Origin of the sequence: Sorangium sp. So ce362 (assembly GCF_051519845.1) — a bacterium.
GTDB lineage: Bacteria > Myxococcota_A > Polyangia > Polyangiales > Polyangiaceae > Sorangium.
Genome location: NZ_CP150332.1, coordinates 5,687,893 through 5,701,647, shown reverse-complemented (window position 1 = coordinate 5,701,647; position 13,755 = coordinate 5,687,893). Strand labels below are relative to the sequence as shown.

The 13,755-nt window shown below is 69.1% G+C and carries 12 protein-coding genes; 1 reads left to right on the top strand and 11 read right to left on the bottom strand.

Features of this window, described 5'->3' with window-relative positions:
• Positions 1 to 16: 16 nt before the first annotated feature.
• The 4 genes from WMF17_RS21705 to WMF17_RS21690 all read right to left on the bottom strand — a co-directional run bounded on the left by WMF17_RS21705 (position 17) and on the right by WMF17_RS21690 (position 3,824).
• A complete protein-coding gene (locus WMF17_RS21705) occupies positions 17 to 1,084 on the bottom strand; it encodes a trypsin-like serine peptidase (protein WP_437651035.1) in 1,068 nt (355 codons plus the stop codon).
• A gap of 313 nt (positions 1,085 to 1,397) precedes the next feature.
• Positions 1,398 to 1,925, bottom strand: a complete 528-nt coding sequence (locus WMF17_RS21700; protein ID WP_437651033.1) for a nuclear transport factor 2 family protein — start codon at positions 1,923 to 1,925, stop codon at positions 1,398 to 1,400.
• 317 nt (positions 1,926 to 2,242) lie between these two features.
• Positions 2,243 to 2,770, bottom strand: a complete 528-nt coding sequence (locus WMF17_RS21695) for a hypothetical protein (RefSeq protein ID WP_437651031.1) — start codon at positions 2,768 to 2,770, stop codon at positions 2,243 to 2,245.
• A 115-nt stretch (positions 2,771 to 2,885) separates the two neighbouring features.
• Positions 2,886 to 3,824 carry a hypothetical protein gene (locus WMF17_RS21690; RefSeq protein ID WP_437651029.1) on the bottom strand — a complete coding sequence of 313 codons (939 nt, stop codon included), beginning with the start codon at positions 3,822 to 3,824 and terminating at the stop codon, positions 2,886 to 2,888.
• Here WMF17_RS21690 and WMF17_RS21685 point away from each other — a divergent pair.
• Positions 3,819 to 4,400 carry a LysR substrate-binding domain-containing protein gene (locus WMF17_RS21685; RefSeq protein ID WP_437651027.1) on the top strand — a complete coding sequence of 194 codons (582 nt, stop codon included), beginning with the start codon at positions 3,819 to 3,821 and terminating at the stop codon, positions 4,398 to 4,400. The genes WMF17_RS21690 and WMF17_RS21685 overlap by 6 nt on opposite strands.
• 54 nt (positions 4,401 to 4,454) lie before the next feature.
• Here WMF17_RS21685 and WMF17_RS21680 read toward each other — a convergent pair whose 3' ends face one another.
• The 7 genes from WMF17_RS21680 to WMF17_RS21650 all read right to left on the bottom strand — a co-directional run bounded on the left by WMF17_RS21680 (position 4,455) and on the right by WMF17_RS21650 (position 13,576).
• A complete protein-coding gene (locus WMF17_RS21680; RefSeq protein ID WP_437651025.1) occupies positions 4,455 to 6,083 on the bottom strand; it encodes a S28 family serine protease in 1,629 nt (542 codons plus the stop codon).
• 399 nt (positions 6,084 to 6,482) lie between these two features.
• Positions 6,483 to 7,037, bottom strand: a complete 555-nt coding sequence (locus tag WMF17_RS21675) for a hypothetical protein (protein WP_437651023.1) — start codon at positions 7,035 to 7,037, stop codon at positions 6,483 to 6,485.
• 618 nt (positions 7,038 to 7,655) lie between these two features.
• A complete protein-coding gene (locus tag WMF17_RS21670; RefSeq protein WP_437651021.1) occupies positions 7,656 to 8,729 on the bottom strand; it encodes an NAD(P)-dependent alcohol dehydrogenase in 1,074 nt (357 codons plus the stop codon).
• Between the two features lie 215 nt (positions 8,730 to 8,944).
• Positions 8,945 to 9,235, bottom strand: coding sequence for a hypothetical protein (locus tag WMF17_RS21665; protein ID WP_437651019.1), 291 nt, complete (start codon positions 9,233 to 9,235; stop codon positions 8,945 to 8,947).
• Between the two features lie 448 nt (positions 9,236 to 9,683).
• Positions 9,684 to 10,628 carry a CARDB domain-containing protein gene (locus tag WMF17_RS21660; protein ID WP_437651017.1) on the bottom strand — a complete coding sequence of 315 codons (945 nt, stop codon included), beginning with the start codon at positions 10,626 to 10,628 and terminating at the stop codon, positions 9,684 to 9,686.
• A 216-nt stretch (positions 10,629 to 10,844) separates the two neighbouring features.
• The gene (locus WMF17_RS21655; protein WP_437651016.1) at positions 10,845 to 12,632 is read right to left on the bottom strand and encodes a hypothetical protein; all 1,788 of its coding nucleotides are present in this window, start codon (positions 12,630 to 12,632) and stop codon (positions 10,845 to 10,847) included.
• A 113-nt stretch (positions 12,633 to 12,745) separates the two neighbouring features.
• Positions 12,746 to 13,576: an alpha/beta hydrolase gene (locus WMF17_RS21650; protein WP_437651015.1), complete on the bottom strand. Its 831-nt coding sequence runs from the start codon at positions 13,574 to 13,576 to the stop codon at positions 12,746 to 12,748.
• Positions 13,577 to 13,755 lie beyond the last annotated feature (179 nt).

The following is a 13,755-nucleotide window of genomic DNA, read 5'->3' as shown; positions in this document are numbered from 1 at the left end:
GGCATCGGGTGAAGCGCTAAGGGTAGTCCGCGCGCGCGTCGTTCATCGCCGACACGATCTCGTCGCGGATGCGGACCGCGCGGTTGGCGAACAACGTGTGATTGCTGAGGATGCCGACCAGCTTGTCGTCGATCCAGATGCCCGACCCGCTCTGGCCGTTCATGGTGTCGCACTCATAGCGGAACTTTTGTGCAAGCACGGTGTCGACGCCGCACGACATACCCCACATCGTACCCGCCGGCTTGTCGCCCGGGTATCCATACGTCGTGACCTGGGCGTCCCGGAGCGCGCTCGAGCTCGTCGATCCAGCTCCGAACCACCCGGTGCTGAGGCCGAGGCTGCTGTCGAGGATGAGGATCGCCCAATCGTCCGGCCAGCGGTGGCGGATACCGCTGCGCCACGACGACGAGACGATGCGCGCGAGCTCGCCCGCGGCGCCGTACGGCGCGCAGGCGGCGCCGGACGCGCACACGCGACCGGGCGTCGCCGAGGTCGGGCCATAGTGGTTCCCAGAGCGCTTGCCGCTGTGCAGGCAATGGCCGGCGGTGAGCACGTGACGCGGGCCGAACATCGCCCCGGAACAGCTAACACTGCTGTTGGCGAGGAACACGACCCTCGAGAACGGCGGGGACAAGTTCGCCGGTGACACGATCTGCATGCGGCCGTCGGAGCCATTGATCAGCGCATGTACGTTCTCGCCGCTGCCAGGGATGTCGATGTCGAGGCGCGGCAGCGTGTCGCGCGTGATGTACTCGCGCCCGTCCGCGAACACGAGCGACAGGGGCTCGAGCTCGGCGGCCTCGTCCTCGGCGAGCTCCTCGCTGGTCTCCCCGTCGGCGGCGGGCGCGCTCGTGCGGGCGACCTGCCCGGCGTAGACCCAGCGCACGCCGGCCGAATCAACGAACGCAGGGGGTGGGGAGGCCGCTGTCGCGACCTCCTCGAGGGTCATGCGCGGGGCTGCGTCGCCGTCCGGCGACGCAGCGTCGGTCCCGCCGTCGACAGCGCAGGCCGCGAGGCCCACGGACAGCGCGGCGGCCACGAGGCCCCCGCGCTGCGCGAACTGGAGGAATGATAGAAAGTGCATTCCTCCTTCGTATCAGAGTTCTGGGGCCTGCGGCGATAGGCCTACGGGGACGGAGCTTCCTCCTGGCCGCCGCCTCCGCCGGACGTGACGCTTCACCCAGGCCAGGCTCTGCTTCGTCTCCGTCGGCGTGAAGCCCCATCGTGCGCTGGGTCCCTGGGTAAAAGCTGAACCTCCGTGTACAGATCGTCGCCCGTGCAGCGCATCTTCTGCGACGTCCATACAAGTCGGTCTACCCCGGCGAGCTGCGCACCGACGAAATAGCCGTACAGGGGGCGGCGTCAGCGACGTGCGAGCCGCCCCTTCAGGACCACGATCACAGCAGGGGAAGATCCTCGTTGGGCACGCCGATGGACCAGTGCCCCTGGATGATCTTCCACTGTCCGCTACTCTCCTTGTGGAAGACGAGGGTCAATCGGCTCGGGACGTCGCCGCCCAGCAAAGCGAACGTCGGGTCATCCGCCACCCACGCGACGGTGCCGTGCTGCTTCAGCTGGAGGAGCCCTCCGGTGGCCTCGATCGGGAGCCCCCCGTCGTTCGGGTATCCAAGGCCGTCGAGGCCGGTGAACAGGTCCTCCCACCATTGAACGATGGCCGTGTGGCCGGCATAGACCTCCCCCGGCGCCGTGCCGAGGAACAGCGCGCTCGGATCGTTCGAGATGATATCGTCGATGAAATCGATATCACCCGTGGTGGATGCCTCATAGAGCTGCCCGACCAGGCTGGCGATCTGGGTTTCCTCCGAGCTGCTGGTGCAGGTGGTCGTGGCTTCGGCGCTGCTCATCGTGCCTCCGAGCGCCAGCACGGCCGTCGACGCGGCGAGCATCTGACAGAGGCTTTTCATCGAACCATTCTTCATGTTCGTTCTCCTTCGCCGGGTTCACCGCGTGGGCGCGGCGTGTGTCAATGTTGTCGTCCTTTCGAGGCTAGCGGTCGACCATCGTTCTTTCTCCCCTGCCAGCGTGAGAAGAACGCGACCAGGTGCGTCCCGGAAGCTCGACGCCGCTCGGCCTCGCTTGGAGGGGCATTGCACGCCATGTGCCATGCGCGGGAGCCGCTGGATTTCTCGAACCGTCGCGCCCCATGCGCCGGACAATGAGCCGCCCGCCATGAATTGCGGCTCATTTCTCCGTGACATGTCACGGATCGAAGCGTGACATGTCACGGCCTGCAGCGTGACATGTCACGGCCTGCAGCGTGACATGACCCGCGCGTGCATCGCGCATCGGTCGCGCTGCTCGCCACCACCGCCGTCCGGGGCGCGTCGTGAAGGTCGCTGTGCTCGGGGATGTCGGTCGTCACCTCCGTCGCCGCCCTGTTCCCCTCTTCCCCTTGCGTCCCTCGCGCCCTTGCGGCTCTCTTCCAATCTGCTGAATCTCTCGGGATTTTGACGTAATCGGTGCTCTGGAGACCGAGCAGACGTACGCGAAGCAGCGTCGGCGCCACGATCGAGCCGGCCGCTGTGTCACCGCTCTGCGACAGCCGGGTGAGGACGGCGTCGATCATCGCATCGAGCCGGTTCGCGCGGGAGACGACGGAAGCGTCTATATCCGCGAGCACGTTGCTGTCCGGCGGAGTGACGGCAAACAAGCGGTGGGCGTCCTCCACATCGTTGATAGGGTCGTCGATGTTGACCACGTCCCGCCCGGTGAGCACCGCCTCCGAGCCGTAGAGCTGCTCGCGCAGCACCTCGTCGTTCTCGAGCGACAGGGGCAGACCCAGGGTCACATAGGCCTCCCAGAAGAGCTTCGAGCCTCCCGGGCCTCCTGCAGGCGAAAGGGCCGGATGCGCTGCGTAGCCCCGCTCAGTCGTCGTGCGCGACGGTGATGACGACGGCGCCTTTCTTGTGATCTTGCTCGACGTACCGGTGGGCTTCGGCGATCTGATGTCGATGGCGCAGCCGGCCGTCGACGCGGGCGAGCGCCAGGATTCCCCGGTGTACGTCAAGAACTGGCCCACGACCGACGGACGTCGTGGTCATCGTGCACCGGACCGACGGCGGGCCCGATCTCACGTCGTTCACGAGGACGATCCCGGCGTGTGAGCAGAGCCAGCTCGACCGGAAGCGCTGCAGCGCCGCAGTCCTGACGACGATGGCATCGTGCAGCTCGGGCATCGGGTGAAGCGCTAAGGGTAGTCCGCGCGCGCGTCGTTCATCGCCGACACGATCTCGTCGCGGATGCGGACCGCGCGGTTGGCGAACAACGTGTGATTGCTGAGGATGCCGACCAGCTTGTCGTCGATCCAGATGCCCGACCCGCTCTGACATCGCCCCGGAACAGCTAATACTGCTGTTGACGAGGAACACGACCCTCGAGAACGGCGGGGACAAGTTCGCCGGTGACACGATCTGCATGCGGCCGTCGGAGCCATTGATCAGCGCATGTACGTTCTCGCCGCTGCCAGGGATGTCGATGTCGAGGCGCGGCAGCGTGTCGCGCGTGATGTACTCGCGCCCGTCCGCGAACACGAGCGACAGGGGCTCGAACTCGGCGGCCTCGTCCTCGGCGAACTCCTCGCTGGTCTCCCCGTCGGCGGCGGGTGCGCTCGTGCGGGCGACCTGCCCGACGTAGAACCAACGCACGCCGGCCGAATCAACGAACGCAGGGGGTGGGGAGGCCGCGGCCGCGACCTCCTCGAGGGTCATGTGCGGGGCTGCGTCGCCGTCCGGCGACGCAGCGTCCACGAGAAAGAGGCCGAAGGTCTGGTTCGCCTTGCGCTCACCGAGTCGATCGCCGTGCACGGCGTCATTCCGCGCGTGCTCCCGGCGCTCGCCGAGAAACACCCGCGCGTCTCGCTCCACCTGCTGACCAGCTACGAGGTGGCGGACCTGGGCCATCGCGAGGCCGAAATGGCCGTGCGCTTCTTCCGACCGAAGAGCGGCGATCTGGTGGCCGCGCGCATCGTCACCCTGCCCACGGTGCCTATCGCCCACCGCAAGCGCTCGAAGAAGAGCCTCGACGAGCTCGACTGGGGCGGCGTCGATCTGGGCCGCACGTCCACCGTCGAGGACGACTACGTGAAGCGGCACGCAAGGAAGGTCCCGAAGCTCATCGTGAGCAGCTATATTGCTCAGATCGAGGCCGTGCGAGCGGGGCCCGGCGCCGCCGTCTTGGCGCGCAGCGCGCTCGATCTGGACGACGACCTGGTGGCGCTCGATCTGGGTCTACCCGCAGGTCCAGCGATCGAGCTCTGGCTCGTCACGCCGCGCAGCCTGCGCCAGGTGCCGCGCATCGCCGCCGTGTGGAGCGCTCTCGAAGAGCATCTTCAATTCTTGAGCGACGCGCGACGCGTGCGGGCACGTCCGCGATCGCGGTGAGCCGCATCGTTCTCGCGCGCAGAGCCGGAGGGGAAAATCTCACCTTGCCCGCGATCAGCGGTGGGAGCGGCGGTGCAGGCGGTGCAGCAGCTGGAAGGACGGCGGCAGCGGCGTCGGCCTCGAGCGCAGGAGGCGGCTCGGGGAGCGCGGGCTCACGCCGGTCCAGGTCTCCAGCACGGTGAGCGCGGTCTGTTGATCCGCAGCGACGAGGCCGTCGATACTCGCGCTGTGGTTGCCGCCTGGCATGACGAGCTTATACGAGTCTCGCGCGCCGCCGAGCTCGAAGGCGCCGGCGGTCCAGGGATCCGTCTCCCCGTAGATGAAGAGGATCCGCTCCCCCTCCGTCGCCAGCCAGGCGGAGATGTCCTGCATCGGCGCCGGGTCGAACTCCGGCTCGATGGGGACGCTGGGCAGATCGTCGACGGTTCCCCAGTCGAAGACCAGGAGGTCTTCGAAGTAGGACGTGTCGATCGCCGGCGCGCCGAGCTGCGTGTAGGCTTGCCAGTAGTAGGGCTCAAGGGCGAGCATGTAGGAATCGGACGCGGTGAGCGGCGAGCCGATCTCGTCGAGGAAGCCCCAGACCTCGTTGTCGGAGGCCTCTTGCGAGGGGATGTCGGCGCAGCGATATTGCCCATGGGACTGCCAGAACCCGAACGCCAAGCTGATGGCGGTGCTCTCGAGGGTCGCGTCGAGCCCGAAGAGGTCATAGTTGACCCCTAATATCGTCGCTTGCTCGGCCATGCGCGCGAGCATGGCGTCGCGCCGGAGCAGCGCCTCGCGCTGGAAGTCTCTCAGGGCTTGCCGGCAGCCGGCGTCGCCGACCTCGTTGAGGAAGTCGACGTACCGCGGGTCCGCGACGGAGTTGCTGTGTGGCGCGACATAGGCCACGGTGCCGTCCACGTCCTCGGGGTAGAAGCGGTGATGATACACGGAGGTCATCCCTCCCTTGCTGGCGCCGGTCGAGATCCAGGGGCCGGTGTAAAGCGCGTGGAATGCCTCGGAGATGCTGTGCTGGTCGGCGGCTGCCTGCTCGATGTTGAGCCTCGTCCAGTCCGCCGGCTCAGGGCGCGACGGAGTGAAATAACGGTGCTCGATGTTGAGCTGATTCCCACCGAGCAGCCCGGTCGGCTCATCGATGTACTGGTACTCTGAAGACACCATAAGGAAATACCCCGAGTTAGCGAGCACCAAGGGAGCGCCGGCATCGCGGTGGTGTAGCGCGAGGCGCTGCGAGAAGTGCTGTCCCGCCGGATCGGCGTGATCGATGGGCTGGTCGAAATCGATGAGGAAGAAGCGATAGTCGTCGAGGGCCGAGCGGTCCTCGACCACGTTCGTGACGCCGGGGAGCTCCCGGAGCTGCTCCAGGACATCAGGCTGCACGACGCCGCCGGCGCCGCCGGAGCCGCCGGAGCCGCCGGAGCCGCCGGAGCCGCCCGCCGAGGAGCTGCTCGTGCTGCCGTCTCCGCCAGAGCCGCCGGAGCCGCCCGCCGAGGAGCTGCTCGTGCTGCCGTCTCCGCCAGAGCCGCCGGAGCCGCCCGCCGAGGAGCTGCTCGTGCTGCCGTCCGCACCGGCGCCGCTGGAGCTGGTCGTGGCCTGGGTGCTGGTCGTGGGCCCCGGGGGCGCCGCGCCGTCGCCGCAAGCGGCGAGCCCGAGGAGGGCAAAGGGAAGGGTCAGAGAAGCCATCCGGAGTGGTTGCATGTCCGGGAGAGTACACCTCAAAGGAACGGCGTGGTCGGCGTCCTGCGCGCCGCCCAGGTGTCAAGCCATGCGGAACGGGCGACCAGCGAAGAGACCGGGCTTGATCGAACCCTGCAGGCAAATACGTCGAAGAAGCGAACGCACTCGCTCTTCCGCCAGGGGTTGTACTGTATCAGGCGATGCGGAACATGACAGCCTCCGGGAGGATAGTCCGCGCAAAGCCATTCCGACCTGTCAAGAATCTCCCGCCAACGACCGGCCGTCGACATGACGTCCAAACGTACGATCCACTGATCCGCCTACAAAAATCAACAGATCCATCGTGCTGGCTGCCGGCGCTCGCGGGCTCAACTACTCGTTGCAGCACGTGACAAACGAGTCGCTCTACGTCCCGCTGACGGACGTCCAGAAGTACAAGGCCAAAGCGTTCATCGGCGTCGTCGTCGTCGATCGGGCGGGCGGCGAGGCCCTGTCGTCGGTCGCGCTGCTCGCCGTCACCGCCGTCCGGGGCGCGTCGTAAAGGTCGCTGTGCTCGGGGATGTCGGTCGTCACCTCCGTCGCCGCCCTGTTCCCCTCTTCCCCTTGCGTCCCTCGTGCCCTTGCGGCCCTCTTCCAATCTGCTGAATCTCTCTGGATTTTGACGTAATCGGTGCTCTGGAGACCGAGCAGACGTACGCGAAGCAGCGTCGGCGCCACGATCGAGCCGGCCGCTGTGTCACCGCTCTGCGACAGCCGGGTGAGGATGGCGTCGATCGTCGCATCGAGCCGGTTCGCGCGGGAGACGACGGAAGCGTCTATATCCGCGAGCACGTTGCTGTCCGGCGGAGTGACGGCAAACAAGCGGTAGGCGTCCTCCACATCGTTGATATGGTCGTCGATGTTGACCACGTCCCGCCCGGTGAGCACCGCCTCCGAGCCGTAGAGCTGCTCGCGCAGCACCTCGTCGTTCTCGAGCGACAGGGGCAGACCCAGGGGCACATAGGCCTCCCAGAAGAGCTTCGAGCCCGAGAGAGCCGGCTGGCCGCGAGAGCGAGGCTGTCGCCCGCCTTCGTCATGCGCGCGGCGCCCCCCGCGTAGAAGATCTTCTGAAGGTCCTTGAGATCGGCCGAGACCGCCGCCCGCACCGCATCCCGGGCGCTCTGGCCGGTGAAGCGCCGGATCGAGTCGGCCGTGGTGATGTCCGGCCAGCGGTCGGCGAGGAGCGGATACGGGCCCCAGAACGTATCCGGGTTGAATCCGGGCCCCGGATTGTTGTTGAACCGTGCCTCTCGTGCCGGCACGCCAGGTACAGCGGTACGACGCTCGTGTCCGAGCAGGTGCCGACCATAGTCCCGCGCTGCGCGCCGGTACCCCAGCTGTGGAGCGGGATCTGCCCCACCATGGACTGCAGGCCGAGGTCGGGGTGCCGGCACATTGCGTAGTTGAGACACGCCGGCGCGCAGGGGGATTCGAGCGTTCCGCACTGGGGTCCAGTCCCCGTCTGCAGGAGGGGATAGTCTTCGTGGGTGATATGGCACGTCTCGGCCTGGACGCCGGCAGGCTCCCGCGTGCTTTGGGCTATTGCGGAGCCCTTGAAGAGCGCCTCCTCACGAGCTCACGCCGCGGGGAGAGGCCGTGTGTTTGAGCGTCCATGCGGAGCGCGCGCCTCCCGAACCTCCTGCAGGCGAAAGGGCAGGATGCGCTGCGTAGCCCCGCCCAGTCGTCGTGCGCGACGGTGATGACGACGGCGCCTTTCTTGTGATCTTGCTCGACGTACCGGTGGGCTTCGGCGATCTGATCGAGTGGATAGCGCCGATCGATGACGGGCCGCAGGAACCCGTTGTCGACGAGCTCGGCCAGCTCCTCGAGATCGCGCGCCACGAATTCCGGTGTCCCATCATCGACCGAGATCGAACGGCCTCCGGGGGCGAGCGCGCTCTCGCACGCGGAGCGGAGCGGCGAGGTCTTTCGCTTGCCGACCGCGTCGAGCACGGCATGGTAGCGAGCGCCTTCGGGAGGTGACAGCTCCGTCGTGTAGTCCATCACGTGCGCCGCGCCGAGAGAGCGGACGAGCTCCGAATTGGCCGCGCTACACACCGCCGTGACTTCGGCCCCCATGTGGCGCGCGAGCTGGACGGCCGAAGTCCCTACGCCGCCCGAAGCCCCGTAGATAACGATAGCGTGGCCCGGCTTGAGCGCCGCGCGGCGGAGGCAGTGGAGCGCCAGCAGGCCGCCGTAGGGAATGGCGGCGGTCTCTTCATCGGCGAGGTTTCGCGGGGAAAGCGCTGCGGCGCTCGACTCACGGAGACAGGTAAACTGGGCATAGGCCCCGAGGCGGAGCTTGGTAAACGCCCAGATTCGGTCGCCGGCACGGAATCGGGTGACGGCCTTCCCGACCTCGGCGACTTCACCGACGACGATGAGCCCGAGGATGCGACGGCGCGGTCCTCGAAAGCCGAGCGCGACCTTCATCATCCACCGCATGTAGAAGGGGGCCGTGGGAAGGCCGCTGCGAATGAACCAGTCGCTCGAGTTGACAGAGGAGGCGCGGACCTTGACGAGGATTTCGTCGGCTTTGGGAGTGGGCTTCGGGACATCGCCGATGAAGAGGACCTCGGGAGGGCCGTAGCTCGGACAGATCGCAGCCTTCATGCCAAGGCAGCTTGCCCCGAGCGGACCGAGCGCGTCGAGGGGAATGAACATGAACGTCCAAGCTCGAGCCGAATCTCCGAGGGAACCTGGCCTGACCCAAGGTCCCCGAAGGCCGAGGGAGAGCGCCCCCTGCCGTCCTGAGAGCTCGTGCGGCCGAGAGCACCTCACGGCAGCCGACCTCGTGGTGCGCTCCCTCCTGCGCCGAGCTCGAGCCCTCAGCCGAGCGCCCCTCCGCCATCGACAACGCTCGCGTGCAGGCCCCGCGCGGGGGCACGCAGCGCGGGATCGTCGCCCGAGAGCTGGGGCAGCATCGCGACGAACGCCCAGTCCTGCACGCCCGAGTCGTCGAACGTCAGGTGAATGCGGTCGCCGTCGCGCTCGAAGGTGATGGAGAACAGCGCACGGTCGAGCGCGGCGTCGTCCGACGTCGTCGTGCACTGCTCCTCGTAGTCCGCCTCGACGAGGAACTCGCCCGACGCCGCCGCGCGAGCCTGCGGATCGTCCACGCGCACCGCCAGCCGCGGCAGTCGACAAGCGGCGCGGGCACGGCGCGCTCGCTCCACGGCGCATCGGCGGTCTCCTCGTAGGTGACGTAGTCCGCGACGAGCCGCCGCAGCTCCGCCGCGACCTGCGCCGCCGCGGCGACCGTCGAGAACTCCGCTGCCTGCATCACGACGTGGCTCATGCATGCAATGTATACGAGCCCGCGGGGCGACGGCGAGGAAGCCGCCTGTTCGCGGGACGCCGAGCTCCGGGCGACCCCGGAGCACGACGGCCCAGGCTGCTGTCGTTCGTGGAAGCGCGCGGACTCGTACTCACGGAGATCAGCGTCAGCGTAGGGCGCCCCAGGATCGTGAGTGTCGAGGCATGGGCGTCGTACGCACCTCCAGCTGACGGTCCGCCTGGCAGGACGCGGTGTCCTCGCCGCTGCTGCCGATGCCGCAAGGCGGACGATCAGAAGGCGACGAGCAGCTCGCCGCCGGCCGTGGCGTTGTTGCTCTCGAGGAGCTCGGGGACTCCGTCGTAGGCATCCACGACGGCGCCGAGCGTATAGGTGCCCACGGGAACATAGGCGTCGGTGGGGACGACGAGGCTCTCGCACTGGCCGACGTCGAGGCTCGGCAGCCAGGTGCCTCCGGCGATGACGTCGGCCGTCGTGATCGTCGCGTCGGGGGACAGCCGGACCTCCACGGTGACGCCGTGGCTCGGGGCCGTCCCCTGATTGCAGACGGTGATCGAGGCGTCGAAGAGGCTGCCCGGCGGCCCGCTCACCGCGGAGACGACGAGATCCGCGCGATGGCCGACGCCGAGCAGCCCGCCGTCCCGCGTGTTGTTGGACGTGATGAGCTCCTGGTTCCAGCCGTTCTCGCGCGCGATCGCGCCGAGATGATAGGCGCCTTCGGGTACGTCGGCGCTGACAGCAACGGTCACCGGCTCGCACTGGCCAGAGTACAACCAAGGCACCGGGGCGCTGCCGAGGAGCGGATCGAACGGCTCGATCGTGGCGTCCGGCGAGAGCCGCACATCCACGATCCCGGTCTGGTTCGGCGCCGTGCCCTGGTTGCACACCGTGACCTGGACGTTGAAACCGCCGCCGGGAAAGGCGCTCGGCGGGCCGCTCACGGCGGAGACGATGAGATCCGGGCCGTCGCCGATGCCGATGTCGCCTCCCGCAGCCGCGTTGTTGGTCTCCGAGAGCTCGATCACATCACCGAACGAGTCCACCACGGCGCCGAGCGTGTACGCGCCGTCGGGCACGCCCGCGCTGGTCTGGACGCCGAGCACCGCGCATTGCCCCGGGTAGAGGTGCCCCAGCGAGGCGTAGCCGGCGAGCGCATCCGACGGTGTGATGATGTCGTCTTCCGACAGGATCACCTCGACGTTCGTGCCGGAGCTCACCGAATTGCCCTGGTTGCACACGGTGAGATACTCTTTGGCTGAGCATAGAGAGTCAGGGGAAACCGGAGCTGCGCCCACGTCAAGGGGGGTTGCAGTTCCGCTGGCGTTCCGTGAGACAGCGACCTTGCGCGAGCGCGACGCGGAAGCGGCGGACCCTGCCCGCGCTCTCGTCCGGGCGCGCGCCCGGACGACCTCCAGCGCGGCGCGATCCTCCGCTCAGAACACCCCGATCGGCCCCGGCGACCACGGGAGCTCGATCGTCTCGCCGACCGCGGGCGGCGCGACGCGGCGGAGCCTCCCGTCGCGCCATGCCAGGAGCGCGAGCCCTGGATCCTCGAGCGGCGCGCCCACATCGATCTCGAGCCGCGTGGGCTTCCCGTCCTCGACCTCGGCGACCCGGATCGTGCCGCCGCACTGGCGGATCTCGTAGCCCGGCTGGAGCGGCGACGACGGCGCGCGATAGAGGCTCTCGAACGCTCCTGTCAGCATCGTCTGGCCGATGGGCGCGAGGGTGAACGACGATCCGCCGGTGCGCGTGAGGCGGTGTGAGGCCTTGGTCATCGAGAGCATCGCCCAGCAGGAGATGGCGTCGGGCGACTCCAGGGCGATGATCGCCTGAGGATACATCGATGCCATGGGATCCGAGGAGGCGGCGATGAAGACCCGCTTGCGGGGCGGCGCCCCGATCTCGGCGGTGCGGGCGACGTCCTCGAGCTTCCGCGCGATGTCGGCGCTCGAGGCGGTGGCGAGGAGGAACATCGGCGGCGCGAGCGCGACGTGCACGACGCCGAGAAACCCGGCGCCTGCGCGGCGGGGCCACGACGCGGGCCCGTGCGATGGACCGCGGCGGAGCCCGCGCACGATGAGGACGGCGAGGAGCGGCGCGATCCCGAGGTTCGGCAGCAGCAGGAGGCGCGACCCGGGGAAGCCGCCGAGGCATGTGACGAACGCGAGGAGCGCCCCGGGGACGAGCCAGCGCAGGGCGGCGCGCTCGCGCTCGGGGATCGCCGGGAGGCAAGCGCGGTAGAGCAGGGCGGCGCCGGCGGTCGCCGCGAGGCCGATGACGACGAAGGGGCCTTTGGGGAACGCGGTCGAGAAGTCGGCGGGCACCGTCACGATGGCGTTGCCGAGCAGGACGGGCAGGCGCTCCGCCGCCGTGGCCACGAACCTGAGCGGGTCGGCGAGCGGGTCGACGTAACCGCCGGTGTGCGCGGCGCCGCCGCCGGCCGCCTTGTAGGCGGCGAAGTACACGAGGAGACCGAGCACCGGGAGCGCAGCGGCTGCCCGGGCGCGCCAGCCGGCCGCGCGGCTCGGCGGCGCGGGGCCGGCGAGCTGGTAGGCGATCCAGTACGCTGCCCCGCCGAGCGCCGCCTCGCCGCCCAGGAGCCCGATCCCGAGCCCGAGCGGGCCCAGGTAGCGCCCCGGGCGCCATCCCTCCTCGCGGTAGCGGAGATAAGCCGAGAGCCCGAGCACCACCGGGAGCGCCGCGAGCAGGAGGTGCTGGCAGGCGATCCAGCCGGCCGACTGCATGTGGCTCGCGCTCACCGCGAAGATGAGCAGCGCGAGCGCCGCGGTCGCGCCCGGGAGCACCCGCAGAAACAGCCTGCCGGCGGCCGCGACAAGGGCGACATACAGCGCGATGGAGACGAGGTGGTACCCGAGCGGGGCGCGGCCGAAGACGGCGTTCTCGAGCGTGAACAGCGCGCTCGCCAGGGGGCGGACGAGGTGGAGCCTGAGCTCGGGATCGGTCCACCACGGCAACCCGGTGAGGGCGATGTTCGCCTGCGTCCGGTGCGGGTCGCCGCCGAAGAAGTTGTAGAGATCGTACCAGGGCGGCGAGCCGGGGATCAGCTCCGCGAGATAGCACAGCAGAATATAGTCATCGCTGTAGAAGGCGAGCGTGATGGTGGACGCCGCCAGGGCGAGCGCGAGGAGCAAGACGGCCTTGAAGAAGCGAGGGTGGCAGAGCCACCGCTCGAAGCGAGGGGAAAGGTCCGGTTCCATTCGAGCTCGCAACATAGGGTATGCGCGGCGCGCCGTGTAGATCGGCGCTGCGCGTCCCGCACGTCGCCGTCCCCACGACCCGCGCGGCGCTCCCGACGACGACGGGAAAGACATCAGCGCATCTCGGCGGCGGCGCGGCGGATGAGCTGCAGGAGATCGCGCCGCATCTCGCCGCTCACCGTGTGGCCGACACCCGGGTAGCTCTTCAGGCTCGCCTTGACGCCGCGCCCGTCGAGCGCCGCGATCGCGTCGCGGGTGGGGCCGATCGGGACGCGCCGATCGGCCTCGCCGTGCAGCGCGACGAGCGCCGGAGTCGCCGGCTCCACCGCGCTTCCGCCGGGCAGCACCGCGGGGGGGACCCAGCCGCTCACGGGGAAGGCGGCGCCTACGGCGCGCGGGTGGTGCAGGGCGAGCGCGAACGTGAGCGCGCCGCCCTGGGAAAAGCCGGTCACGATGGCCTTGCCCCGCGTCGGCCGCTCGGCGGCGATCCGCTCGATCGTCGCCGCGAGCGCGGCGGCCGCGCGCAAGATGCCCTGTCCGACATCCTCGCTCGCGAGCGCCTGCTGGAGCGGAAACCACGAGTAGCCGTCCCCGTACGGCGTGAGCCCGCGGGGCACGATGAGGCGCGCCTTGACGTCGGCGCCCGCCAGGACCCCCGCGAACGACTCGGGCCGATCGCCGAGCCCATGAATGGCGACGACCAGGGGGAGCGCCTCGCTCCTGTCCGCGCCGCCCGTGACCTCCTCGAGGTACTCGACCCGGGCCGCCGCGGCGGCCGCCGGCGCGCTCGCGACCGGCGTGGCCGGCGGCGCCTCCGTTCCGGGGCCCGCCGGGGCGCCGCCAGCGGGCGGCGCCGCCCGCCGCTCGCAGGCAGAGAGGGCAGCGAGCGACGCGAGCGCGAGCGCAAACCACGTGGAGACGAGTCGAGGGCGATAGGTGCGCATGAGCGACAGACTGCTGAATCATCCCCGCTGGAGCAACAGAGAACCTACGTGAGACTCCACGCGCCCCCCTGCGGCGGATCGGCGCACACCCTGCCGCCCGCGGTTGCGCGGCATCCATCGAGATCGCGTGATCACCGGCGATTTCGCTCCGGCGCGAGCATGGGAGTTCCGGTGATGTT